Origin of the sequence: Paenibacillus glucanolyticus (assembly GCF_037333485.1) — a bacterium.
Taxonomy (GTDB): Bacteria; Bacillota; Bacilli; order Paenibacillales; family Paenibacillaceae; genus Paenibacillus_AQ; species Paenibacillus_AQ glucanolyticus.
The window spans coordinates 2,113,208-2,135,161 of sequence record NZ_CP147845.1 but is presented as its reverse complement, the minus strand read 5'-3'; the positions used below and the strand labels follow the sequence as shown (position 1 = coordinate 2,135,161).

Below are 21,954 nucleotides of genomic sequence, written 5' to 3'. Positions count from 1 at the left end.
TTTACGATTGACCGGCTCTCCACTCATCGAATTGCCGTTTATATTCCGCCACGACCTCATTGAGACCGGCTGACTTCATCGCAGCCAGCATTTTATCGTAGGCATCCTCGTATTTCACGACCCCGTGCATCACAGGATAGACGCTGGTCTTCAACTCGGCAATACAATTCGCGTACTGGGAAGCGACGTTTGTCGGGTCGAAGGTGAAACCGATCGTGATGCTATTTACGGCATCGTCGGAAATCGATGTCCGCCGCTCCAGTCGTGCAGGATCCGTATTTGTTGGATAACGATTCATCTCCACATGACCGAGTAGCCAGTACGGAAGCTCATAAGCTGGGGAACCGTTCTCGTTCTTCGCAAGATAATCCTTCGTATTCTTTCCGGTATCCTTCCAATGCACATCCTTCACACCACTTTGGACAAGGTCCATGTTCTCCTGGCTGCTGTACACCCAATTCAAGAATTGAACACCGGCCTCCGGGTGCGGAGACGTAGCCGAGATTCCGTTGGAATTGCGGATCGCGTAGGATCTGAATTTCGGCTGTTCAGCCAAATAATAAATATCCAGCTTGGCTTCCGGAAACGACTGACGGATCGTGTCGCTCACGCCAACGTCTCCCGGACGATACAGATAACGTCCGACCAGCTCCTCCTGGTTAATAACCTCCGATGGTGTCGTGAGCAGATCGCTCATGATCAGTCCACGCTGGTACGCCTCATTCATGAACTGCACGTCTTTTTTGAATTCCTCGGTCTCAAACCAGGACTTCACATTCCCCTGCTGATCGATGTAGATCATGTTGTCCGCCACCGTAAAAGGATACGTGTCGTACGTTGTATGCAGGAAGTAGGCAGGCTCCTCCAGCATTTTGATATACACGTTCTTGTTGTCCTGCGGCCAGTTCTTCTGCAGCGTCTCCGCCGCATCCAGCAGCTCCTCCGGGGATGTTGGAGCCTGCAAACCATTCGCTTCGAGCAGATCGGTCCGAATCGTGAACATGCCGTCATTATAAGCGGTATCCGCCCAGAAGTTCGGCACGTAAGTAATCTTGCCGTTTATTTTGGACGATTCCCAGATCCAGTCCGGCATGGAAGCTTTCAGCTCGCTGCCGTATTGATCCAGCAGATCGTCGATCGGAATGATCCCGCCGCTGCCGGCAAGAACCGTCGGTCCTTTTGTATCATGCATGATCGCGATCAGCTCAAATTCCTCGCCCGTCGACATCATAAGATTGGTCTTCTGATCCCATACGTCCCACGCGATGTATGTCGGTTCATACGTGAGGTTCAGGCCATCGGCCTCAAGCTTCTCGTTAATCGCTTGGACCGCTGCTTCCAAGCCCTGCGGCGCGGAGCCCGGAAGCAAATACCGGACCGGGAGCTTATCCCCGCCGCCGTTCTCTCCGCTCGCCGATCCGCTCTCGCCGCCGGAATCGCCTCCACCGGAACAGCCCGCGATCACAGAAACCATAAATATTGCGGCCAACCATAGTGCTAGCGCTTTCTTTTTTTTCATGCGTGTCTCCCCCTGACTTCATTTGGTTTTGTCATGCTGTAATTCCTATCATGCTGTACGATTCCTATCTTAAGGAGACATCAGGGATGGCGTATACTTCAAAATCATGGTTTTCGCCATTTTAAAACGCTTTAAACGGCTGTCAGGAAGCCTTCTTTGATCACGAATCAGATCAGGAAGTAATCTCGGCGTCGAACAAAATCCGAATTGTTGAACCCGCATCTTAGCTGCCCCTCACTGCGCCTTTTTCGTCTCGATTGCATGCTGGCTTCGGAACTGTGCCGGCGAGATCTGATAGTGCTTCTTAAACAGCGTATAGAAATAGGTTGTATTCAGAATGCCTACCTGTTCGCTGATCGATTGAACCGAATCCTCGGTGCTGGCGAGCAGCTCCCTCGCCTTCTCCAGTCGGACGGCATTCAGGTAATCGTTAAACGACAGCTCGCAATGCGCCTTAAACAGCTTGCCGACATAGCTCCGGGACAGCTTCACCTCGCCCGCAACCTGCTCGAGCGACATATCCGGCCTCGCGTAATGCTTGCGTACGTACATCTGGATAAAATCCACCACCTCCGCATGCCGAACCGCACCCGATTCCTCGGAGAGGCTGCAGAGCTGCAGAGCGAGTTCCTTCAAGGCATCCGCGGTTTCCTGAAGCGTCTGGAAACGCGTAATCCGACGCGTGAAACCGAGGAAGAGGTCTGCGCTTTCCCTATTTTTCACCGTGTGTACATTGAGCTGCTTGTACAGGCCCCCAATGAATTGATTGATGAAAAACATAACTTCATGGTAGTTGTAATCGCGAATCTCCTTGATCCACTGATCGATTTCCTTCTCCAGTTTATCGCTCTGCTGCAGTTTGATGGCATCGATGATACGTTTCTCACGCTTGTCCGGATACTGCGCTTCGGAAGGCTCGGTCACGGCGATAATGACCGGATCGGCCTGGAACAGCCTGCCCTTGCCTTCGAAGAAGCGCTGCCGGAAGCAGGACTGCGCACAATCGAACGATTCACGCAGCTCCTCGTACGTCTGCGCAGCGGTTCCGATACCGACGGTAACGGACACGCGGAGCGTGCGGAGAATCTCACCCTGGAGCTCCTCCAACATGCCTAATACATGAAGCGGGGGACGGCTCTGCTTCATAGGGAGAAGGATCGCTACCGTCCCATCCCCCACGGCCGCCACGCTGGCTCCCTCCAGCTCCAGCATGTGCTGGGCTGCCCGGGCTACAGCTGCGCATGCATACGATTGCAGCTCCTCGTCCTCACCGCCGGGCGATCCGTCCTCGCTATCGAGTAGAAGAGCTACTGCCAGAAAGTAAGGCCCCTTGCCTTCTCCGGCCAGACGGCGGAATGCCGTCTCGTCGCCGCCCTTTAGCAGCTGCAGCACATGGGCCTGACGCGCGACCGAAGCCTCGGACTCCATCGATCGCATTTTCTCGGTCATCTCGGCGTAAGTCATGTCCAATATGGCGAATTCGTTGATCTGCCGCCGATCCTTCACTTTCGGAATGGCGCTCATCTTCTCCAGCAGGTGGCGGATCGGGTTGTAAGCATGATGCGTAAGCCAAATCGAGAGGAACATGCTGACGGCGAAGCATGCCAGAGCAAGAACCAGCGCTGACGTCCGCAGGGCCTGCATGTTGAACAGCAGATTTTGATACTGGCTTACGCTGATAAACGTCCAGTTCATATCCTTGGACTTGACGTAAGTGACGAGACTCTTGCGTCCGTCAATGGAGCGGGTGAAATAACCGCTCTCCTTGTCCGATGCCAGAATCGACTGGACGTAGGATTCCTGCGAAATATCCTCCATGAACCGGGATCGATCCGAATGGGTAATGATGGTCCCCTTGTCATCGATGACGTGCAGTGAATCCACCGCTTCGTTGCGATAACCCCCGATAAGATCCTGAATAGTGTCGGTACTCATGTTGATCACGATTGCGCCTTTGGAGCTTAGCGGCGAATAATAGCTCGGCAGGAGGACGAAGGTAAGGACATCTTCGCTCCGGTTCGCCGAAGTAGCGGAAGAGATCCTGCGCGGGAACAGGTGGAAATAGGATGTGTTCTTGCGGTTGATCTCCTCCAGCAATGCCTTCTCCTGATCCTTGGTAATCCCTTTTGTATTCAGATATGTGTTATTCGAGCCATTATAAATTCCGATTGAATGGATGAACGGATACGTGGACTGAATTCGGTTAAGGGTGCCAAACACCCCATACTGCTTCACCGGATCGGTCTCTTTGTCCAACAGGACGCCCACGATCTCCTTGTCGCTGAGCAGAAGATTGCCTACGTTATAAACCTGATCACGGATTACGCTCGATACGGCGCTGTTCTGCTTCAGCATCGACTCGGATATTTTTCCTACCTCCTTCGCGGTGCTCCAGGAGAACATCATGAACAGGACAACGGTTACGAGGGCAATCATGGCTGCCGTAAGCAAAATAAAGCTGAGAAACATATTTCGGTAGACTGCATAACGGAATAATCGCTGCCGGATCATTTTCTCCCTCCTTGCCATCTGGTTGTTATAAGTTAAAATGAAATTCTCGGAGTTACAAAATTTCCCATCATCCATGAACATTACTAACATTATATGTAGTCTATATGTTAATTTAATCATGTTTTCTAGCAATTCGAATACGTGGACCGGATTATTGGTTTACTCTCATCTTACATTTGCTTAGGACATTCATCAATATGAAAACGCATTCTTTATTTTGATCCCCAGGCTATTCTTTAGGAGCATCATTAGCCAGAACCCTTACAGTATAAGGGGTTTTCGGGATTATTCAATCCGGACGACGCTGTGCTGAACACTCAAATTTGAAGTTTTTGCCGTTTTTTAAAGCAGCCTTATCTCCCTTCAATCCGCCCAAACTCCATTTTCATAGTTTACTGCACACGGCAACTCTCTTTACACTCGAATCAGAAACGCTGAAGCTTGCAGCCCCCATCACAAACGAAAGGACGTGCTACCTGTGAAAAAAAACCGCTCCGGCTTCCTGCGCGAAATCCGCTCGAATGGATCCGCCTACCTGCTCGTCGTACCGGCTGCCATCTATACACTGGTCTTCGGTTATTTCACGCTTCCGTACATGCTCATTGCGTTCCAAAAATTCAACTTCAAGACAGGTCTCTTTAATTCCGCCTGGGTCGGCTTTGACAATTTCAAGTTTTTCTTCTCGTCTCCCAGGGCGCTTGAGGTTACGTTCAACACCCTGAAGCTCAATTTTTTATTCATCATGGTTGGCACGCTCGCAGCCATGGCACTGGCCATTCTGTTCAATGAGCTCCGCAGCCGCTGGTTCTCAAGGGTGACCCAATCCACGATATTGTTTCCGCATTTTTTGTCCTGGGTCATCGTCAGCTACATTGTCTACAGCTTGCTGTCTACCGACTACGGCATCCTGAACCGCATCTTGGCGTTCTTCCATGTCGATCCCGTCAACTGGTACGCCTCTCCGCAATACTGGACGTGGATTCTTACGACCGCGGCGGTGTGGAAGGACATCGGAATGAACCTCGTCATCTATCTGGCAGCCATTACGGGAATTGACGACAGTTATTACGAGGCTGGCCGGATCGACGGGGCGAGCCGCTGGCAGCTTATCCGTCATATCACCATACCGCTCATGCTGCCGACCATAACCATCCTGACCCTGCTGGCCTTGGGCAAAATCATGTACGGCAGCTTCGACATGATCTATGCCATCGTGAAGGACAACGGGCTGCTGTATCCCACCGTCGACGTCATTGACACGTATGTGTTCCGTTCTCTCCGCACCATCGGAAATCCGGCTCAAGCGATGGCCGTCGGACTGTATCAATCCGTGGTCGGCTTTATTCTCGTATGGGGCAGCAACAAAATCGTGAAGAAGGTAAATCCGGATCATGCTTTGTTCTAGATGTGCCGGAACCATTCGGAAAGGAGCAAAACTTAGATGACGTCCAGACCTAAATTTTTCGACGCCGTAAACGCCGCCCTGATCGGTATCATCTCCATCCTCTGCATCCTGCCCATGCTGCTCGTGCTTATGGTCTCCTTCACGGATGAAGCCAGCATTAAACAATTCGGGTACCAGCTGTTTCCGAGTGAGCTGTCACTGGATGCGTACAAGCTGCTCCTGTTCGGCAGCACGCCGCTGTACCAGAGTTACATGATCTCGATCTTCGTGACGGTGATTGGCACAATCCTTGCCGTCACGATTACGTCCATGGCCGGATATACGCTGGCCGCCAAGCATATCCGTTACCGCAACGGACTTGGACTGTTCTTTTTCATTACAATGGTGTTTAATACGGGTTTGGTGCCCTGGTATCTGATCAACCTCAATCTCGGTATGAACAACACGATCTGGGCCCTGATCATTCCGTCCTTGGTATTCAACCCGTTCAATCTGTTCCTCGTGCGCAACTACATGTCCCAGATTCCGCCGTCCCTCACGGAGGCAGCCAAAATCGATGGAGCCAGCGATTTCTATATCGCGTTTCGGATCTTCTTCCCGCTGTGCATGCCCGTCCTTGCCACCATCACGCTGTTCTACGGCATCGCCTACTGGAACAACTGGTTTAACGCCATCATGCTGGTGGACAACGAGAAGCTGTATCCCCTGCAATACCTGCTGTTTAAGCTGAACTCCGAAATCAGCATGATCCAGCAGATGCAGAGCAGCGGAGCCATCCTCGGCAGCCAGACGCTCCCTCAGGAATCGGTGAAGATGGCCACCGCCATTCTGACGATTGGCCCGGTGGTGCTGTTCTATCCGTTCCTGCAGCGGTATTTTATTAAAGGCCTGCTGATTGGCTCTGTGAAGGAGTAAGAGCTGCGATTTAACAACTACTTCGTATTCAAGGTTTCATGGCACATAGCCGGGAATCGAGCTGTATGCAAACCAAAAAGGCTTAACCGCGTGCGGTTAGCCTTTTTTTGATGAACAATGGTTGATACATCTCCTCAACGTTAACGAAATTGACCATCGAAATATGCGACCGATCCCTATAAACTCAAGAGTACATGTTGATAGGATTCAATAAAACTCAAAATCTACCGAACCAAATCTTGTCTGAGTGTGTATATAAGGTGAAAAACAAACAAAAAGGGGGTGATTTGATGTTACCTGAAATAACGGAGGATGAAGCCAAACAGTTATTTACCGAATATTCTATGTATGTTTATCAAACCGCATTGCTGATAACAAGATCGGAAGCACTTGCTGATGACATTACGCAAGAGACTTTTATCCGAGTGTTCAGAAAATTTAATACATACGATTCCACTAAGTCGATACAGCCTTGGATTTATAAAATAACGATAAATACGATGCGTAACATGCTTCGCAAGCAAAAATGGTTGAAATTCATCGGGTTCACACCAGAAACGGCTGATGAGGATTTAATTGAAAACAAGATCATACAAAATGAAGAATCTCTGCAACTTTGGAAAGAAATTAACCAGCTATCATTGAAAAGCAAAGAAATCATCGTACTTCATTATTATGCTGAGTTGAAGCTGAGTGAAGTTTCTGAAGCCTTAGGTATACCATTAGGTACTTGCAAATCAAGACTCAATGCAGCTTTAACTACGCTTCGTAAACAGATGCTGGAAAATGAAGCTTTTGAATTTCGCAAAAGGAGAGCTTACCATGAAACAAATTAACCGGTCGGATATTAAGGATGCATTACATACCCATATTGACTCTAAACACGCATCTGTTGTATTCGAGAATATATGGGAAAAATATTCAAACAGAAAATCAGGCGGTCATCCAAATCGTCGTATTTATCGAAAACGAATCATTGTTTTATCTATTCTTGGCTCACTATGCTTTCTTACCCTATCTCAATCCCCAGTTCGGGCGTTCATTGAGCAGTTTATAGAGGTTAAATGGATTAAAAACGTAAAAAATGCTGAAATCGGTTATTCATGGGCGAATACTGCAGGTGATGCCCGATCTCTAGTTTTAAACAAGGAGGAGGCAGAGAAGTCGCTTGGAATCTCTATTCCATGGCCTGATCCATTAGATGGGATGTCTGGGCAAAGAGAAATTAGAACTAGAAAAGAGGATGATTCACCTCTTGGGTATGACTATACCATACGTACGAATGACCGCTACTATGAAGTCATAGCTAATTATAAAAACAATAGACAGCCTGAGTTTTACGCACAAACTACTGGTACAGCGCTAGTGAAGGAAATTTCAATTCAAGACGTCACGGCTACATTGATTACTAGTCCAGAGTTCATGCATGTTCCACACCTTTATTTTGAAAAAGGAGATTGGAAAATAGTAGTCACGGTGACTGATTATACAGAAGATGATGTTATGAGCGAACAAGAAATCATAGAATTAGCAGGATCAATTAAATAAAAAAACCAAACTTGAACAAGGGCTGTCATGTATGAATTCAATAGATGTTCCAATCCTTGTGGGAATTTTCAAAGCATCACTTAAATCCTTCGATAATTTCATTTATTTGTTGAAGATGCCTTTGTTCATGCAGGTACAGCGACCTAACCCATTCAATCAATAACATCTCTTTAAAGACGGGATGGACAAAATGTCTTCTGCTTAGGATGGACGGATCTTCTAATGAATTTAGAAGTTCCGTTAACTTTGCTCTTGACTGATGGAGCTTCTCCACCATTTCCTTGTGTTCCATAATCTCATCCGTTGGTCTGGCAATGTCGGGAGCCACTAGCTTTTTACTTCTGTCCAGCAGAAATTCCAAAGGTTTATTCTCTAAGATTGAATCATCCGTGCTCTTTAGTCCTCTTTTTATTGCTGCAACATATAATTCTTCTGTTTTACATAAGTGTTGACATATCTGACTGATGCTCCAGCTGTTGGAGTCGTGCCGTCTGTTTAGTTGATCTCCATCCAAGCCCTTAAGGATGCCAAGTAACTCGTTCCTTGTCTCTTTTAATTCTCGATTGATTTCTTGAAGCTCCATGGAAAACACTCCCTTTTCGAGCATTTTCCATGATTATACATCCGTTGAACAAAGGACGCTAGGGCTGCGCCTTGAATGCATTCAAAAGTTCATATTGACCCTATCGATGAGATCGTGTCATATTCCGATTTCACGCATTTTCACTGTAACGTGTTCAATCCTGCCCTCCATATCCGTTCCGTCATACTTGGGAAGTTGGAGCTCACTGACAATGCTGCCGTCGCGCATAAACATAATTCGCTCCGTTCGGGCAGCCACGTTGGCGTCATGAGTGACAAGCATAACCGCCGTACCTTCCGCGTTGATCTCGGAAAACAAGTCCATCATTTCCTGCGCGGACGTTGAGTTGAGCGCGCCCGTAGGCTCATCGCCGAAGATGATTCTCGGATTGTTCATCAGCGCGCGGCATATTCCGGCACGCTGGAGCTGGCCTCCCGATACCTGGGTAATGTCGCGCTTTTCAAGCTCCGCGATACCTACCCTTTTCATTAGCGTTCTTGCTTTTGCCGTTATGTTTGCAACGTTTTTTCGGTTGTCCCGCAGAGACGGGAGAATGATGTTGTCGAGGATATTCAGGTTGTTCAGCATCGTCGGCTGTTGAAACACAAACCCCATTTGGGTTCTGCGTATATCAGCCAGCTCATTCTCCGAAGCCGTCGTTAAATCCCTGCCGTCAAACACAACCTTACCGTCATCAACGACATCCGTTCCGCTCAGCGCAAACAACAGCGTTGATTTTCCCGAGCCAGAAGGTCCCATAACCGCAACGAATTCGCCCTCATTGATATAGGCGGACACTCCGTCCAGAACATGGTGCTTCTCATCACCCTCGCCAAAAGATTTTACGATATGTTCACCGATCATCACCTTTTTCATATGCCTACCCCTTTATGTTTTCAGAAATTTTAATGTGACCCATGCCCGATGTGCCGATTATGGTTGCAATAAGTACCGAGCCGATCATCATCAGCGGGCTAAGCAGATACGCCGAAAGCGGATTGACCGCAAAATGAAACGTCGACGCTCCAAACATGGAGATAACCACACCCGCCAGCATCTCTCCGAGGGTGTTCGCCAGAAGTATACCAAGCACCATTCCGAGTAGCAGAACGAATACCGAACGCGTGACATACTGCGCCCTAATATCTGCGCTTGTAAAGCCTAACACCTTCATAACGCCGATGGAGTATCTGTCCTTTGCAACAAGCATTTTCATAAACAACAGAGTAACCAGTACCGTTATCATTATCGCGACAAGAATGGCGGCATAGGAGGCCTTATGGACGGCGCTTATCGTCGAGCCGAATGTCTGTGCAATATATTTGTCAATGTCCGAAACCTTTGCATAATTAAATTTGCTCGCATATTCCGAAACCATGCTATTGATGAGAGATGGATCGGAAAGCTCCGCACAGATCACGTACCACATCGTATCCGCCGATTGGTCAGGGAAAACAGCCTTTGCGGTTTTGCCTCCATTGGTGATGTCGGAATAGATGCCGCTAACCGTGAGAATTTTCTCCTTCCCCTCAACAACTACAGTCATGGTTTCTCCGACCCCTATGCCCAGTTCATCGGCGTTCAGAGAAGAAAGCGCAATTTCATCTTCTGCGGCGGGTGCTTTGCCTTGGGAATACGCAATGGGGAATATCGAATGGTCGCCGAGCTCAATTTTTATATTTTCTTCCGTGCCTTCAAATGTCTTCACTTTGAACGATTTTGTTGCAAGCACGGCATACTGTGAAATGGCACTGTCGCTTGTCATCTTTTCTAGTACTTCTGCGGCTTTTTCGGATATATTGTCAGTCTGCTGAATGTCCATACGCATATCGTAGTTTCCGATACCCATATATTGAATGAAGCCTTTCGATGAAATCGTGCTGTACAGGTTATGAGGAACAATCATGATAAATGCCGAAATGACCAGCACCGTTAACATGGTGGCGTAAAGTCTTTTCCTTGCGAGAACGTCCTGGATACCGAGAACAACATTCGTGTTAAGCAGCCTGTTCCTGCTTAATCTCAGATGCTTAGCACCTGCGGCGGTATGCCCCTGTGAATTGCCAAAACGTATGGCTTCCGCGGCTGATATTTTTCGAAAGCGCCTCAGCACTCCATTTATATAAGCCATCATTGCAAGGAATACCAGCAGTATGCCGATGATTCCGTACAACAATGCTGAAGAAGAATGTTCGCTTTCCCCCATGTAAAGCCGGATATTCTCAAGAAGCATGCCTTTGAACACCAATGAAAGTGCGAACCCGAGAATACTGCCCGCAGCCGCAATCACAGCGTATTTGGCAAGGTACATCCTCTTCATGTCGGAGATACGCATCCCCATTGCCTTCATAACGCCAATTTGGCGGTAATCGTCTTCGATTTTGGCAAGCAGCGTAAAGCGTATGCACATCAAAGCGATAGCAACGACCAGCACGCTCACCAGAAGGATCACCCCAATCATCATCCCGTCGGAAATGGCGTTGATTGTTTTGAACAGGGGATATGTAATCACGGGTCCGTTCGCTTCAAGACCTGCGGAGGCATAATCGGTTTCGAATGCGCCAAGCGCCGATAGATCCTTTAATCTGAACTCAATCAGATACTCTGTGGTCCCGAGGTTTTGAATTACCGCGTAATCATGGCTGCTTACAAGAAATCTCTTGGAGGAGGAGAGTGTGGAATTCATCTGCGAATCGCGGAGAAATCCCGCAACGGTAAATTCCTTTCCACTTATTCGTGCCTTGTCACCGACCTTCGTGGTGTTGTCCCTCATATAATGGATGGGAACATATAACTCGCCGTCGGATACATGGATGACGTTTCCGTCAAGATCTAGAAGATAATCGAACTTGTCGCTCTGCATGCTGAACCCGTTATCCTGAACATTATGGGTAAGCGAGTTGTCGCCTAATATGATGCGTGCGCCGTCCATGTTGACAAATTCAAGCACCTGAAATTCATCAACATTCCCATGCTGCTCCGCAAAAGCTGTGAGTCGATCCGTATTGATCTCACCCGAATGCATCTGCATAAAATGCGGCGTTTCCGCCCGTTTCATAAGTGTATCTATCGCACCGGAAAGATTGACAACGAGTATCACGGCCAGCGAAACGAGCATCGCTGCTGCTGCAACAAATATCATGGTTGTCAACGTGATTAATTTGCTTTTGGATATATCATTGCGAATTATTCTGGAATACATAAGCCACCTCTGTCTTCTAGCATTCTGACCGATCGCAGCTTATACAGAACGGCCGAAGTTACGCATAACAGCACCCCGGCGATGATGATGAGAAATCCCATTCCTCTGCCAAGGCCGATGCCGATGACTTTCCCCACACTCCCAGCAAGCGCTCCGCCTTCAACCAATAATGGAGTGAACACATAATCTGCCATAACACCCGATAGCGTATAAGCGGCAACAAATCCAAGCTGGGACAGGATTCCGATAAACGCCCACGCTCTGCCTTGAACCGCATTATCCATGTTGGTGCGAACCAAAAAATCCAGACTCATGTTGGCAAACGGAAGCATGGCAAAAAACAGGAATCCCGAAATACATATCCAGACGATATTTTCACGAGCTCCAAAAGCTGCCATACACGCGCCTACGCAAAACAGCGAAATCGAAAGGATTTTCACATAATCTTTTTTTATCGGAAGAAATCCTAACATCATACTGGACACGAGCATTCCTGAAGCCACAATAGTTTCAATCGTTCCGATCATCGAGCTGTTCGTAAAGGTAAGCAGCATCGGTATCGTTAGCGTCTCCATCACCCCAAGGTAAAATGTCAGCACCGATGTCATGATCACCAGAACAAACACACCCTTGTTTCTGGAAACCGCATTCCACCCGTCTATAAATTCGCGAATAAACGATGTAACCTGATGACCGGTCTTGGAAGCAATGCCGCTGCGGACAGCGAGCGTAGTACCCACGGTAACAAAAAAAGTGCAAATGTCGATAACAAGCAGCAGCTTTATGTCTGCAATCGTGAGCAAAAAACCCGCAAGGATCGGAGAAATCAGAAATTTGGCCGAGCCCGCCAGCTGGACAAGACCGCTTGCCTGTGTGTACTGCTCCTTGGTAAGCAAATCCGTAACCGTAGCTTTATATGCAGGATCAAGCAGTGATGAAAACACGGAGCTCATGGCAACCCCGACGCATATCTGCCATAGCTGCGCTTCTCCGCGAAGCAAGCAAACGAGGATGAATACAAGCCCTATCGCGGAAAGGCTATCCCCTAATATCATTAAAAGCCTGCGGTCATACCGGTCCGCGAGCACTCCGGCAAAAGCGCTCAAAAAGAGCGACGGCATAAACGCAAGCAAGGTTACCAGCGCCATAGCCGATGCCTTTCCCGTCTGCTGAAAAACATAGATCCCAAGCCCGAACGAAGTCAGACCGTTTCCTATTGTTGAAACCAGCTGTCCCGACCATAAGAGGAGAAATTTCTTGAAAGACTTCCCTGGTTTAATCACGGCTGTTTTCATCTCCCTCTCCAAACATCCCCATAACGTCCATAAGGCTTCCGCTTTCTGCTCCGAGCAGCCTCTCCACGTTGCAAACAAAGGCCACAATTCGCGAGCTGCGCTCCTTCTCTGTCATAACGACCAGATCATCATCAAAAACGGTACTCGCATAAATCACAACCATCTCCATGCATTCGTACGGGAAGGGTGTGCTGAACAGGCCCTGCTGGATGCCTTCGCGGATGATCTCTGTCAGGATCGGGGGAACGCCGTTGATGATCACCTTTTGTATTTTTTGATGCATCAGTGCGTTCTGGGGTTTATGAATATGCTCCATAATTTGCTCGCTGCTTCCCCCGCTTAGGTTCAGTGCCATTACAACGCGGATGATGCGCTCGACGATTGGTATGCTCTTGTCTGCGGCAACTTCCTGTGCCCCATCTATCAATCGGACCGCATACCGATCGATCAATGCATCCATAATATCCTCCTTCGACTTGAAGTGATGATACAAGGTTCCGCGGGCAATGCCGACCTTTTCAAGAATATCGTTGGTACTTGTTCCGTCAAAGCCCTTATGTCCAAAAAGCTCATCCACCGCGTCAAGGATTTCGTTCTTGCGATCCTCCGATTTTTTTACGACCCTCATGGCTACACCTCCTTTTGCATAGACCGACTGCCTGTCGGTAATATGATAACATGCTGCTTTGAGTTGTCAAGATATTGTTACATGAAGTGAACTGATGGTGAACTCATTTATATGAAGAATTTTTATGACTTCATCCCTCGCAGCATGCCAAAGCATGTTGTTATGCGTAGTTATACGCTGCCACGCTCAGCTACCGAAATCATCCTTTGTTTATAAAATAAAACAGGCTGCCTTTCAGGGCAGCCGTATTTGGGGTTATAGCGTTATTTACGTACGGAGAGAATGAACTTCTCCAGTGATCCTGTATCCGTAATCACCTGATTACATCCATGGTTATCCATACATACGTAATGACCAATCGCAGCGTAATTATCTGGTGATGCGTTCGCAGGCTTGGTCTTGACCGAGAAGAAAGCAAGCTCCTGATGACGATTGCAGAACAGGCAGTACCCTTTCTTGTTTGTCGGCGTGATTCTTCCCTCAATACCGATAAACCGTCCTTCGAACGGATACACAATGAATAGTCTATTCGTGGCAATATCAACCCAGCTTAGATACGTCACATATCGAAAATCAATGGATTGAAGATCAGGCACTTTCAATTTTTTATTTTTAGGGAATAGCTTCTCAATCTGCTTCACCGTAATCGGCGGAAATGGATCCAGATACGGTTCTAATGACTCAAGATATCTCTGGAAATCATATGCCGTCTCGAGAGCCGAAATTTGTTCCAGCATCTGCTGCTGATCCCCTTCAAGGTAAGGGAACGCCTCTATCACGTTTACGGCAGAACGATATCTTACGGTCTCTATAACCTTCCGATCCGCCACGGTTCGCAATGTTTTCAGAAGGAATTCCGCTTGTTTTTTAATGATGTTGAATTGATAGTTTCTAATAAATGCTGTACTCATAGGTCTTCAGCCCCTTATTTTTTATGAAAAATCCATAAGGTGCAAAGCCCGTTATTAGAAACGATAAAGTTCGTTTGGGCGACCGAATTCATCCTATCGCACCTCACACAAAGTATCGCCCCAGATTAGGCTTTGCGTGAGGACTCCCTAGCTAATGAGCAATTCAATTTTGCCATCTATATAACCCCCAATCATATTTTATCCAAAAAAGTATAGCAAAAAATCCCACAAGCTGCAATTCATCTGTCTGGATGGAATTACATAATTTCACACTTATAATCAGCTTAGAGCTGTACCTGACTATTCAGGTGAATGCCAACCTCACAGCCCCCCCTGAGCCACACGCAGGCTAAACAAAAAAGCCTCAGTCAGGTATACAACACCTGACCAAGACCTTCTGAATCCAATCTGTTTTACTGATTGATTTGACCGCCATCCACCGTATAGATGGATTGCGTTACATAGGAGGCATCGTCGGATAACAAGAAGACAGCTACGCTCGCTACCTCTTCCGCTTCTCCGTATCTTCCCAGCGGTACAGCGGCACCGAATGCTTCTTTTGCTCCTTCCGCATCCTCAGGAACTGTATTTTTCTCGATTTGGCGCATCATGCGGGTATTGATCACCCCAGGCGCAACCGCATTTACTCTCACACCGAACGGAGCAGCTTCTAAGGCAACCACTTTCGTCATGCCCATTACGGCATGCTTGGAGCTATTATAACCGACAAATCCGGGCGAACCGATCAGACCTGCACCGGATGAGGTGTTCACAATACTGCCGTACCCTTGTTTTTTCATGACGGGAACGATGTATTTCAGCCCAAGGAAGGCACCCTTAACATTGACATTAAAGACCATTTCAAACGTTTCGGTCGGATAATCCTCTACATTGGCAGTGATGCCTTCGATCCCCGCATTATTGAAAAAGCCGTCAATTTTTCCGAACTTTTCAATCGTGGCATCCACATAAGCTTTGACTTCTTCCTCTTTGGCCACATTGGCTTGCAACGCAATCGCTCTGGAATCGTCAATACCCAGATCGGAGATGACTCGTTGAACGGCTTCCAGGTTCAAGTCAACAAGCGCAAGGCTGGCACCCTGCTCCGCCAGCTTCTTCGCTGCTGCCGCACCGATCCCACCTGCTGCACCCGTAATGACAATCACTTTTCCATCAAATTTGCTCATTTGTATAGACCTCCCGGATTGATTTATACTTCTCTAGATGTCTTGGTCCCTATCCTTATTTGGCTGTATATCCACCGTCAACCGTCAGGGTATTTCCCGTCATGAAAGAAGAGTCATCCGAAGCCATAAAGAGAACGGCCTTCGCCATTTCCTCGGCTTGTCCCAGACGCTTCATCGGCGTGACCGCAGCCAAGGCTTGTTTGCTCTCCTCCGGAATGATCGGTGTATCGATGAACCCGGGGCATAGCGCGTTGATTCGGATATTATGCTCGGCATACTCCAGCGCCAGGGACCGTGTCAAATTGATGACACCGCCTTTAGCGGCATTATAAGCCGCGGAACCTGGAGAGCCGACCCAACCGTACATCGATGCCGTATTAACGATTGTGCCTCCTCCTGCTTTTAACATTTCGCGGATTGCTTCGCGTGCAACCAAGAATACGCCGTCCAAGTCCACGTTTACGGTGTTGCGCCACTCGGAGTACGCCAGATCATGCGAAGAATGAACGCGCCCGATGCCTGCATTGTTAAATACAACGTCCACTTTGCCGAAGGCTTCAATACCTTGTTTGAAGATGTTCGCTACTTCTTCTTCACTCGTAATATTCGCTTTCACGAACAGCGCCTCATAATGCAGCGCTTTCAATTCAGCTTCAAACGCCTTGCCTTTTTCCTCATTCAGATCAACCAGCACCACTTTGGCACCTTCTTCAGCGAAGAGGCGTGCAGTCGCTGCACCGATGCCGGATGCACCACCAGTAATTACAGCAACCTTGTTTTGTAATTTGCCCATCTTGGATACCTCCGTAAAATTTATTAAAATAGTACTAACTCACTTCAAATGGAATCAATTTAAGATTTTAAATTTAGTACTATTTTGTCTACAATTTAATTGTACTATTCTGTTCACATTTAACAATCAGTAAGATGTTATGAAGTGTCTATCTAGTCAACACTTACAACAAAACTGTCTTTTTTTAGGGGGCACGCATCTCGTGAATCATGAACAAACCGGAACATCGGAGCGAAAAAATCGTACAAAGGAACATCTAAAATCGGCCTTTATCAAACTTGTAAAAGAAAAGGGATATCATGCCGTAACGGTGAAGGACATCGTGGATAAGGCCGCATATAATCGCAGCACCTTTTATGTGCATTACCAGGATAAAATCGAATTGGCCGAGGATTTACGGGCTTCCATGCTCCGGGGTCTGGAAGAATCGGTGGGCAAACTTTATATACCTGGACACAAAGTATATACGGCAAATCTGGGTACACCCTCCTTCAATATCGTTGCCTACATTTACGAGAATCGTGATTTTTTTGAACTGATTACCTACGAGGATACCTTACCGGGTCTGCACACCGAATTTCCTCAAACGATTCTAAAAATCTACAAGGAACGATTCATATTCGAAACGATTAACAACATCCCGGTTAACATGGATTATTTTAAACAGTATACGGCCTACGGCTTCCACGGACTGGTTCTGAGCTGGATCCGAAACGGTTTCAGGGAATCCCGGGAGGATTTTATTAAAGAGGTCATTGATTTAACAAGGACGCATATTTACTCGGTGGAGTATGTGAGGGAGTAGGGCCGGGGGCGTATAAAATCCCAAAATCCCGGCAGGGAATATCCCTCCGGGTTGTTGGTTGATGGAACGAGCCTCTATTGCACTCGAATGTATGTACCTTTATTCTCGATCCATCCAGAAAGACGGTCAAAAACCCTTCGTGTATCCCCATTCATCTGATATTGTTTATGATGACTAATAATGATTCCGGATTCATTGATATCGAAGGAATAGTTACTTATTTCTCCATCCCTGTTCCGATAAAAGATAATCATCATAATTACCCTGTCCGTACTTCCTTTATAATGGTTCAATTCTCGGCTATACGTTACAGCATCTAGGATGTCGATCAACTCATTCGTATTGTCTTGCTCATGAAATGCTATAGAATAATGATTGGATTCACCCTCTGAAATCGATACAAAATCCATCTTTTCAATCTTGTTTGTATGTCTCATAACCTCTTGAATCTTAATGGGATAAACATAATACCAAACTAGTCCAATTCCAATTAATAATACAGCTACACTAAACACAAGAAGGCGTACCTTTTTCATTAAACGCAACCTCCGCATAGACCGAAGCCTCATTGATTCAATGGGGCTAACTAATGCATACCCGAACCAAGTATTCTTTTTATCTTCAGATTGACAGCTAACTTCATTTACTATGTATCGAATTCTTCGTTATCTGTTTGCCCCAGTTTCAAAATCCTTGAAGTCAACTCGCCAATCCGTCACGAATGCCGGATAATATCCTACCCGGTAAGCCACTCGTTGTGAGGCAATATGGCTTGAGATGACATCATATGTTGGTACGCAGCCCCGATTTAATATTTCAAAAGTTAAGCTGCTTACAAGATAAGAGGCCAATCCCAAATGGCGGTACTCTGGAAGCACCTCGATTCCAATCTGCCACATCTTGGCACATGCATTACACGCCCCTGCCAAACCAACGACCTTCCCATTTTGCTTGGCAACTACAACCAACACCGTCTGTATGGGCAGATTCGCATCAGATATAATAGCATTTTCCAGTCCCTTAATCCCCATGAAATTCGCAATCTCATTCTTCTCGGCCACTTCATATGAAAAACCGGCTGGTGGCGACACCGGCTTGATTCTCTCCAAACCAGGGAGAAAGTGTAGGTAGAGACCTCTAATGAACGGTGAGGAAAAAATAGCGTCTCTATCTTTGCCATGCATATGCGCTTTGGCAATCTCCAGTCGTTCCGGCGTAGCCGATACCACAATGGACTTACCCATGGACAAAATTTCAAAATAACGCTCTTTCCTCGGATACGGCCTGCGTCCGGGATTTTCTTTGGCGTCAACAAAAATAACGCTGTCTTTTTCTCCGTTCAGTTCGTCAACGGTACAGTTCAAATCGATAGCGAGCTGTGTTTGCACGATATGTAGCATTTCTGTTTGTGTCATCATGGGGATATGTCCTTTCCTCGGGGTTAATTATCCCTAACAGGGTTGTTCAATACCTGTCCATTAGTGTATGAAAAATCGATTTCACTTTTCACTGTACCACTTTCTAAGCTGGTTGATATGGGCTTGATGATAGCGGTTATGATCTGCGATATGCCATAATCCCCAGCGGATGGTTGCTTGCTTTTCATTTTCATGACCAAATGTGACGATGTTATCCAGATCAGCATCCGTTAATTGCGTGCATGTTTCCTTCAACCTATTTAGTACATCTTCGTAATTAGACATAAGTGTCTCCAGAGGTATTCCTTTGACCATCGGAAGCCTGTTAATATCATCGATCATGGGCCCATATTTGTCCTTTAATGACTGTGGAAGCGGCTGTCCCTTTATTCTATAAACCCAATTCAGATCAACGTACAGGAGATGTTGGATTAACTGAGCGGTGCTATTATAATGGTTGCTTGGCCCCTTGTAATCTACTTCTTCTTGCAGCATGCCTTCCGATATGGACTTTAGTCGTTGACTATTCTCTTTTACCGCGCCATATAACATCCCCACAATCGTTGACATATTCTCTTCGCCCTGTAAATCGTGAAGCATCCTAACACATCCTTCCTTTAAAAATACTTGGCATCCCTATCCTCTTCTTTAGACACTTCCATAATATCCCTGTTCTTGCAGTTCGTAAATACCCGTGTATATTACGATTAACCGGAATATCTCCGTATCATATATCGAAAAAAAGACCCGCAGCAGGTCATCTCCATGACATCGCTGCAGGTCATCCGCGATAACTCTGCACTATATTAATTAATAAACCGTGAACACAGCCAACCCTGGTTTCGAGCATGCCCTCAGATGAAGCTTTCAACCAAAGCCGCTTACTCCTCTTCAAGCGCCATTAATGACTCCGACGTAAAATGATAGAACGACATGGCATCCTCCGCAGTGGCAAAACCGGCCTGTGCCATCTTATCGCTGCCTCCGCCTTTACCGCCATAATCGGCCAGATGCAACTTGAAAAAAGCTCCGCAAGCAGGTCCCCTCTCTCCTTGGGCGAGAACTACCTTATGGTCTGTTTTGGACACGAAGAGTGCGATAACGTCAGCTTGTTCGGTGAGCTTGGCCGTCAGGTTCTGCATATCCTTCAGCGGCTTGTCCGCAAAAACGTGCTGGATCAGCCTGCCCTGACGATCAGCCAATAGCTTTTCAGCCAAATAAACATCATTCTCAGCCTTCACTGCACTCAATTCAGCCTGGAGCTGCTTCTGTTCCAGATCCCACTTCGCTATCCGGTCCGGAATCTCTTCCTTGGCGGTATTGAACCTGGCCGACAAGCTGCCGAGAATCTCCATTCCAATATTAAATTCCTTTAACGCTCGATATCCACACTTAAAATAAATACGCACGTGCCCCTTCTGCTTCTCCGCTCTAAGCAGCTTGATCATTCCGATCTCACCCGTTGCGGAGACATGTGTGCCGCCGCAAGCGTTATATTCGATACCTTCGATTTCAACGATCCGGATATCATCGGTTACCTTCGGCTGCTTCACCAGTGGCAGAACAGCAGCCTGCTCCCGGCTCACAAAATAATTCGATACCTTTCGATTCAGGTAAATCTGATCATTGATCTCCAGCTCCAGCATCATCAGCTCAGCCTGAGACAGACCCGATCGCGCGACATCAATAGTCGCGTAATCCTGACCCAGATGGAAGCTGAGCGTCTCGGCTTGGAATGCCTCCAGGCACATGGCTGACAGCAGATGCTGGCCGCTGTGATGCTGCATATGGTCGAACCTTCGGTCCCAGTCCAAATGGCAGCCAACCTCTTCCTTTTCCGGAAAAAACTCGACTTTATGCAGAATCGCTCCCTCTTCTAGAACGACATCAAGAACCGGAATTTTATCGATCCACCCCAGGTCGCAGGGCTGCCCCCCGCCATGGGGATAAAAGGCGGTCTCCTCCAATACCAGATAGATGCCGTCCTCCCGTTCCAACTTCTGCGTGATTCTTGTTTCCCACTCCCTAACATAAGCGGACTCGTAATACAGCTTCTTCGTCATCTTCATTTCCTCACAGTTCCCAAGTTTAAAAATCACTAAGTATAAGCTTACTATAAAACGGTCCCCAAGCGCCAAGCCTCCTGATACTTATCTAATCCAGCATAAATGTAATTTTAATTCCATTTGTGCTTTCTTTAGATATTGATCTCTTCCCAATTAAATACAACGTAAACAGATGAAAGAACTACAATTATCATATAAATCGTATTGATTATGTAATTTGATGTTGAGGCCCTTAATTTGTCATGATAAATTGTTCCATCGATTTCCCCATTGGTATATCTCAATCTCAAATGTATACATGCCTTCATCAAAATAAAAAATTCATAGAATCCAAAAATCCCCCAAAAAGTACTGCACCATAATAAAACCGCAAATAATGTGGAGGTTAATATTTTCACACCTATATCGGTCGCATAAATAAAACATAATTTCATTATTACGGCTAGTATAAATATTATTATCCCTATAACACTAAAAAATGGAGGACGTATTAATCTTATGTATAGTCGTATCATTTCAATTCACCCTTAATGACCCATTGCAGTTTACGTTTTTATGTCTGAGAACCTCCCTTCCTAAGGAAGGGAGCGAAAGCGCTGCTACAAGTCTAATGTATTTTCGAAAAAACATTTCATTTCTATAGCCTTGCAACATAGTATTTACACATTGTTATCTGATGTTTATACCATCTTTGAAATGAGTTAGCGTTCTTCGTCAGCTCAATTGTTTAAAGTAATTCCCAACCTGCTCATTAATTTTCTAGATAAATTCGATGCTTCTACTCTGTCTTTTGCAGGTGCCGTTATCATAAGTCCGTCAGATGAAGACCAGGTTTGAGAATCTCCATCTATAAAAACAGTTATCGTAAATTGAGTGAAGTCATCATTTATATATATCCCGCCATAAGTATAAATATCAGGCACTACTCTACCTTTCTCATCTATGACACGAAATCCGGAAAATATGGTGCTAAAATTATCACCCTGATACTGTAATATCAGTTCAGTTCGATATTGCGGGAGATGAGGAATTTTCATTCCCTCAAAGTTAATTACACCGTTAAAGTTTTTTTTACCATTCATACGTTTTGCAGCTTCCCCTCGAAATGCAATTTCACATTCTCGATCACCTCTTCTTTGTCTAATTGATAATAAACGCCATCTAAAGT

General features: G+C 46.5%; 20 protein-coding genes. 5 read left to right on the top strand and 15 right to left on the bottom strand.

Features of this window, described 5'->3' with window-relative positions; translation table 11 throughout:
• Position 1: 1 nt before the first annotated feature.
• Positions 2–1,519: a DUF3502 domain-containing protein gene (locus WDY75_RS10275; RefSeq protein ID WP_063480171.1), complete on the bottom strand. Its 1,518-nt coding sequence runs from the start codon at positions 1,517–1,519 to the stop codon at positions 2–4.
• A 234-nt stretch (positions 1,520–1,753) separates the two neighbouring features.
• A complete protein-coding gene (locus WDY75_RS10270; protein ID WP_063480172.1) occupies positions 1,754–4,030 on the bottom strand; it encodes a helix-turn-helix domain-containing protein in 2,277 nt (758 codons plus the stop codon).
• Positions 4,031–4,508: 478 nt separating this feature from the next.
• On the opposite strand from WDY75_RS10270, the gene WDY75_RS10265 reads away from it, so the two are divergent.
• The 4 genes from WDY75_RS10265 to WDY75_RS10250 all read left to right on the top strand — a co-directional run bounded on the left by WDY75_RS10265 (position 4,509) and on the right by WDY75_RS10250 (position 7,898).
• Entirely contained in the window at positions 4,509–5,435 is a 927-nt protein-coding gene (locus tag WDY75_RS10265; RefSeq protein WP_006211613.1) for an ABC transporter permease, read from the top strand.
• A 36-nt stretch (positions 5,436–5,471) separates the two neighbouring features.
• On the top strand, positions 5,472–6,350 hold the full coding sequence (locus tag WDY75_RS10260; RefSeq protein WP_006211614.1) for a carbohydrate ABC transporter permease: 879 nt from the start codon (positions 5,472–5,474) through the stop codon (positions 6,348–6,350).
• Positions 6,351–6,640: 290 nt separating this feature from the next.
• Positions 6,641–7,186, top strand: coding sequence for an RNA polymerase sigma factor (locus tag WDY75_RS10255; protein WP_063480173.1), 546 nt, complete (start codon positions 6,641–6,643; stop codon positions 7,184–7,186).
• Positions 7,173–7,898 carry a hypothetical protein gene (locus tag WDY75_RS10250; protein WP_063480174.1) on the top strand — a complete coding sequence of 242 codons (726 nt, stop codon included), beginning with the start codon at positions 7,173–7,175 and terminating at the stop codon, positions 7,896–7,898. The genes WDY75_RS10255 and WDY75_RS10250 overlap by 14 nt, the downstream gene beginning before the upstream one ends.
• A 76-nt stretch (positions 7,899–7,974) precedes the next feature.
• On the opposite strand, the gene WDY75_RS10245 is transcribed toward WDY75_RS10250, so the two are convergent.
• The 8 genes from WDY75_RS10245 to WDY75_RS10210 all read right to left on the bottom strand — a co-directional run bounded on the left by WDY75_RS10245 (position 7,975) and on the right by WDY75_RS10210 (position 16,497).
• On the bottom strand, positions 7,975–8,481 hold the full coding sequence (locus WDY75_RS10245) for a DinB family protein (RefSeq protein ID WP_063480175.1): 507 nt from the start codon (positions 8,479–8,481) through the stop codon (positions 7,975–7,977).
• A 117-nt stretch (positions 8,482–8,598) separates the two neighbouring features.
• Positions 8,599–9,357, bottom strand: coding sequence for an ABC transporter ATP-binding protein (locus WDY75_RS10240; protein ID WP_063480176.1), 759 nt, complete (start codon positions 9,355–9,357; stop codon positions 8,599–8,601).
• Positions 9,358–9,361: 4 nt separating this feature from the next.
• Positions 9,362–11,683 (bottom strand): ABC transporter permease, encoded by a 2,322-nt coding sequence (locus WDY75_RS10235; RefSeq protein WP_063480177.1) that lies wholly within the window; start codon positions 11,681–11,683, stop codon positions 9,362–9,364.
• Positions 11,668–12,978: an MFS transporter gene (locus WDY75_RS10230; protein WP_063480178.1), complete on the bottom strand. Its 1,311-nt coding sequence runs from the start codon at positions 12,976–12,978 to the stop codon at positions 11,668–11,670. Before WDY75_RS10230 ends, WDY75_RS10235 begins: the two co-directional genes overlap by 16 nt.
• On the bottom strand, positions 12,959–13,606 hold the full coding sequence (locus WDY75_RS10225) for a TetR/AcrR family transcriptional regulator (protein WP_063480179.1): 648 nt from the start codon (positions 13,604–13,606) through the stop codon (positions 12,959–12,961). Before WDY75_RS10225 ends, WDY75_RS10230 begins: the two co-directional genes overlap by 20 nt.
• A 263-nt stretch (positions 13,607–13,869) precedes the next feature.
• On the bottom strand, positions 13,870–14,517 hold the full coding sequence (locus tag WDY75_RS10220; RefSeq protein ID WP_063480180.1) for a FusB/FusC family EF-G-binding protein: 648 nt from the start codon (positions 14,515–14,517) through the stop codon (positions 13,870–13,872).
• Between the two features lie 413 nt (positions 14,518–14,930).
• Complete coding sequence (locus tag WDY75_RS10215) at positions 14,931–15,704, bottom strand: SDR family NAD(P)-dependent oxidoreductase (RefSeq protein ID WP_036641677.1); 774 nt, start codon at positions 15,702–15,704, stop codon at positions 14,931–14,933.
• A 55-nt stretch (positions 15,705–15,759) separates the two neighbouring features.
• Positions 15,760–16,497 carry an SDR family NAD(P)-dependent oxidoreductase gene (locus WDY75_RS10210; RefSeq protein ID WP_036641676.1) on the bottom strand — a complete coding sequence of 246 codons (738 nt, stop codon included), beginning with the start codon at positions 16,495–16,497 and terminating at the stop codon, positions 15,760–15,762.
• Positions 16,498–16,699: 202 nt separating this feature from the next.
• Here WDY75_RS10210 and WDY75_RS10205 point away from each other — a divergent pair, with 202 nt between their 5' ends.
• Positions 16,700–17,302, top strand: coding sequence for a TetR/AcrR family transcriptional regulator (locus WDY75_RS10205; RefSeq protein WP_063480181.1), 603 nt, complete (start codon positions 16,700–16,702; stop codon positions 17,300–17,302).
• A gap of 74 nt (positions 17,303–17,376) precedes the next feature.
• Here the strand turns inward: WDY75_RS10205 and WDY75_RS10200 are convergent, their stop codons facing one another.
• The 5 genes from WDY75_RS10200 to WDY75_RS10180 all read right to left on the bottom strand — a co-directional run bounded on the left by WDY75_RS10200 (position 17,377) and on the right by WDY75_RS10180 (position 21,868).
• Positions 17,377–17,838, bottom strand: a complete 462-nt coding sequence (locus tag WDY75_RS10200) for a hypothetical protein (RefSeq protein ID WP_006211625.1) — start codon at positions 17,836–17,838, stop codon at positions 17,377–17,379.
• A gap of 129 nt (positions 17,839–17,967) precedes the next feature.
• Complete coding sequence (locus WDY75_RS10195) at positions 17,968–18,720, bottom strand: GNAT family N-acetyltransferase (RefSeq protein WP_063480182.1); 753 nt, start codon at positions 18,718–18,720, stop codon at positions 17,968–17,970.
• A gap of 81 nt (positions 18,721–18,801) precedes the next feature.
• Positions 18,802–19,320 (bottom strand): DinB family protein, encoded by a 519-nt coding sequence (locus WDY75_RS10190; protein WP_006211627.1) that lies wholly within the window; start codon positions 19,318–19,320, stop codon positions 18,802–18,804.
• Positions 19,321–19,601: 281 nt separating this feature from the next.
• Entirely contained in the window at positions 19,602–20,783 is a 1,182-nt protein-coding gene (locus tag WDY75_RS10185; RefSeq protein WP_006211628.1) for an alanyl-tRNA editing protein, read from the bottom strand.
• Positions 20,784–21,505: 722 nt separating this feature from the next.
• A complete protein-coding gene (locus WDY75_RS10180; RefSeq protein ID WP_063480184.1) occupies positions 21,506–21,868 on the bottom strand; it encodes a hypothetical protein in 363 nt (120 codons plus the stop codon).
• Positions 21,869–21,954: the final 86 nt, after the last annotated feature.

Bases quoted from the DNA above. Each gene is read 5' to 3' on its own strand.
- WDY75_RS10275 (WP_063480171.1), bottom strand. From the start codon at position 1,519: ATGAAAAAAAAGAAAGCGCTAGCACTATGGTTGGCCGCAATATTTATG.
- WDY75_RS10270 (WP_063480172.1), bottom strand. From the start codon at position 4,030: ATGATCCGGCAGCGATTATTCCGTTATGCAGTCTACCGAAATATGTTT.
- WDY75_RS10260 (WP_006211614.1), top strand. From the start codon at position 5,472: ATGACGTCCAGACCTAAATTTTTCGACGCCGTAAACGCCGCCCTGATC.
- WDY75_RS10255 (WP_063480173.1), top strand. From the start codon at position 6,641: ATGTTACCTGAAATAACGGAGGATGAAGCCAAACAGTTATTTACCGAA.
- WDY75_RS10250 (WP_063480174.1), top strand. From the start codon at position 7,173: ATGAAACAAATTAACCGGTCGGATATTAAGGATGCATTACATACCCAT.
- WDY75_RS10245 (WP_063480175.1), bottom strand. From the start codon at position 8,481: ATGGAGCTTCAAGAAATCAATCGAGAATTAAAAGAGACAAGGAACGAG.
- WDY75_RS10240 (WP_063480176.1), bottom strand. From the start codon at position 9,357: ATGAAAAAGGTGATGATCGGTGAACATATCGTAAAATCTTTTGGCGAG.
- WDY75_RS10235 (WP_063480177.1), bottom strand. From the start codon at position 11,683: ATGTATTCCAGAATAATTCGCAATGATATATCCAAAAGCAAATTAATC.
- WDY75_RS10230 (WP_063480178.1), bottom strand. From the start codon at position 12,978: ATGAAAACAGCCGTGATTAAACCAGGGAAGTCTTTCAAGAAATTTCTC.
- WDY75_RS10225 (WP_063480179.1), bottom strand. From the start codon at position 13,606: ATGAGGGTCGTAAAAAAATCGGAGGATCGCAAGAACGAAATCCTTGAC.
- WDY75_RS10220 (WP_063480180.1), bottom strand. From the start codon at position 14,517: ATGAGTACAGCATTTATTAGAAACTATCAATTCAACATCATTAAAAAA.
- WDY75_RS10215 (WP_036641677.1), bottom strand. From the start codon at position 15,704: ATGAGCAAATTTGATGGAAAAGTGATTGTCATTACGGGTGCAGCAGGT.
- WDY75_RS10210 (WP_036641676.1), bottom strand. From the start codon at position 16,497: ATGGGCAAATTACAAAACAAGGTTGCTGTAATTACTGGTGGTGCATCC.
- WDY75_RS10200 (WP_006211625.1), bottom strand. From the start codon at position 17,838: ATGAAAAAGGTACGCCTTCTTGTGTTTAGTGTAGCTGTATTATTAATT.
- WDY75_RS10195 (WP_063480182.1), bottom strand. From the start codon at position 18,720: ATGATGACACAAACAGAAATGCTACATATCGTGCAAACACAGCTCGCT.
- WDY75_RS10190 (WP_006211627.1), bottom strand. From the start codon at position 19,320: ATGCTTCACGATTTACAGGGCGAAGAGAATATGTCAACGATTGTGGGG.
- WDY75_RS10185 (WP_006211628.1), bottom strand. From the start codon at position 20,783: ATGACGAAGAAGCTGTATTACGAGTCCGCTTATGTTAGGGAGTGGGAA.
- WDY75_RS10180 (WP_063480184.1), bottom strand. From the start codon at position 21,868: ATGAATGGTAAAAAAAACTTTAACGGTGTAATTAACTTTGAGGGAATG.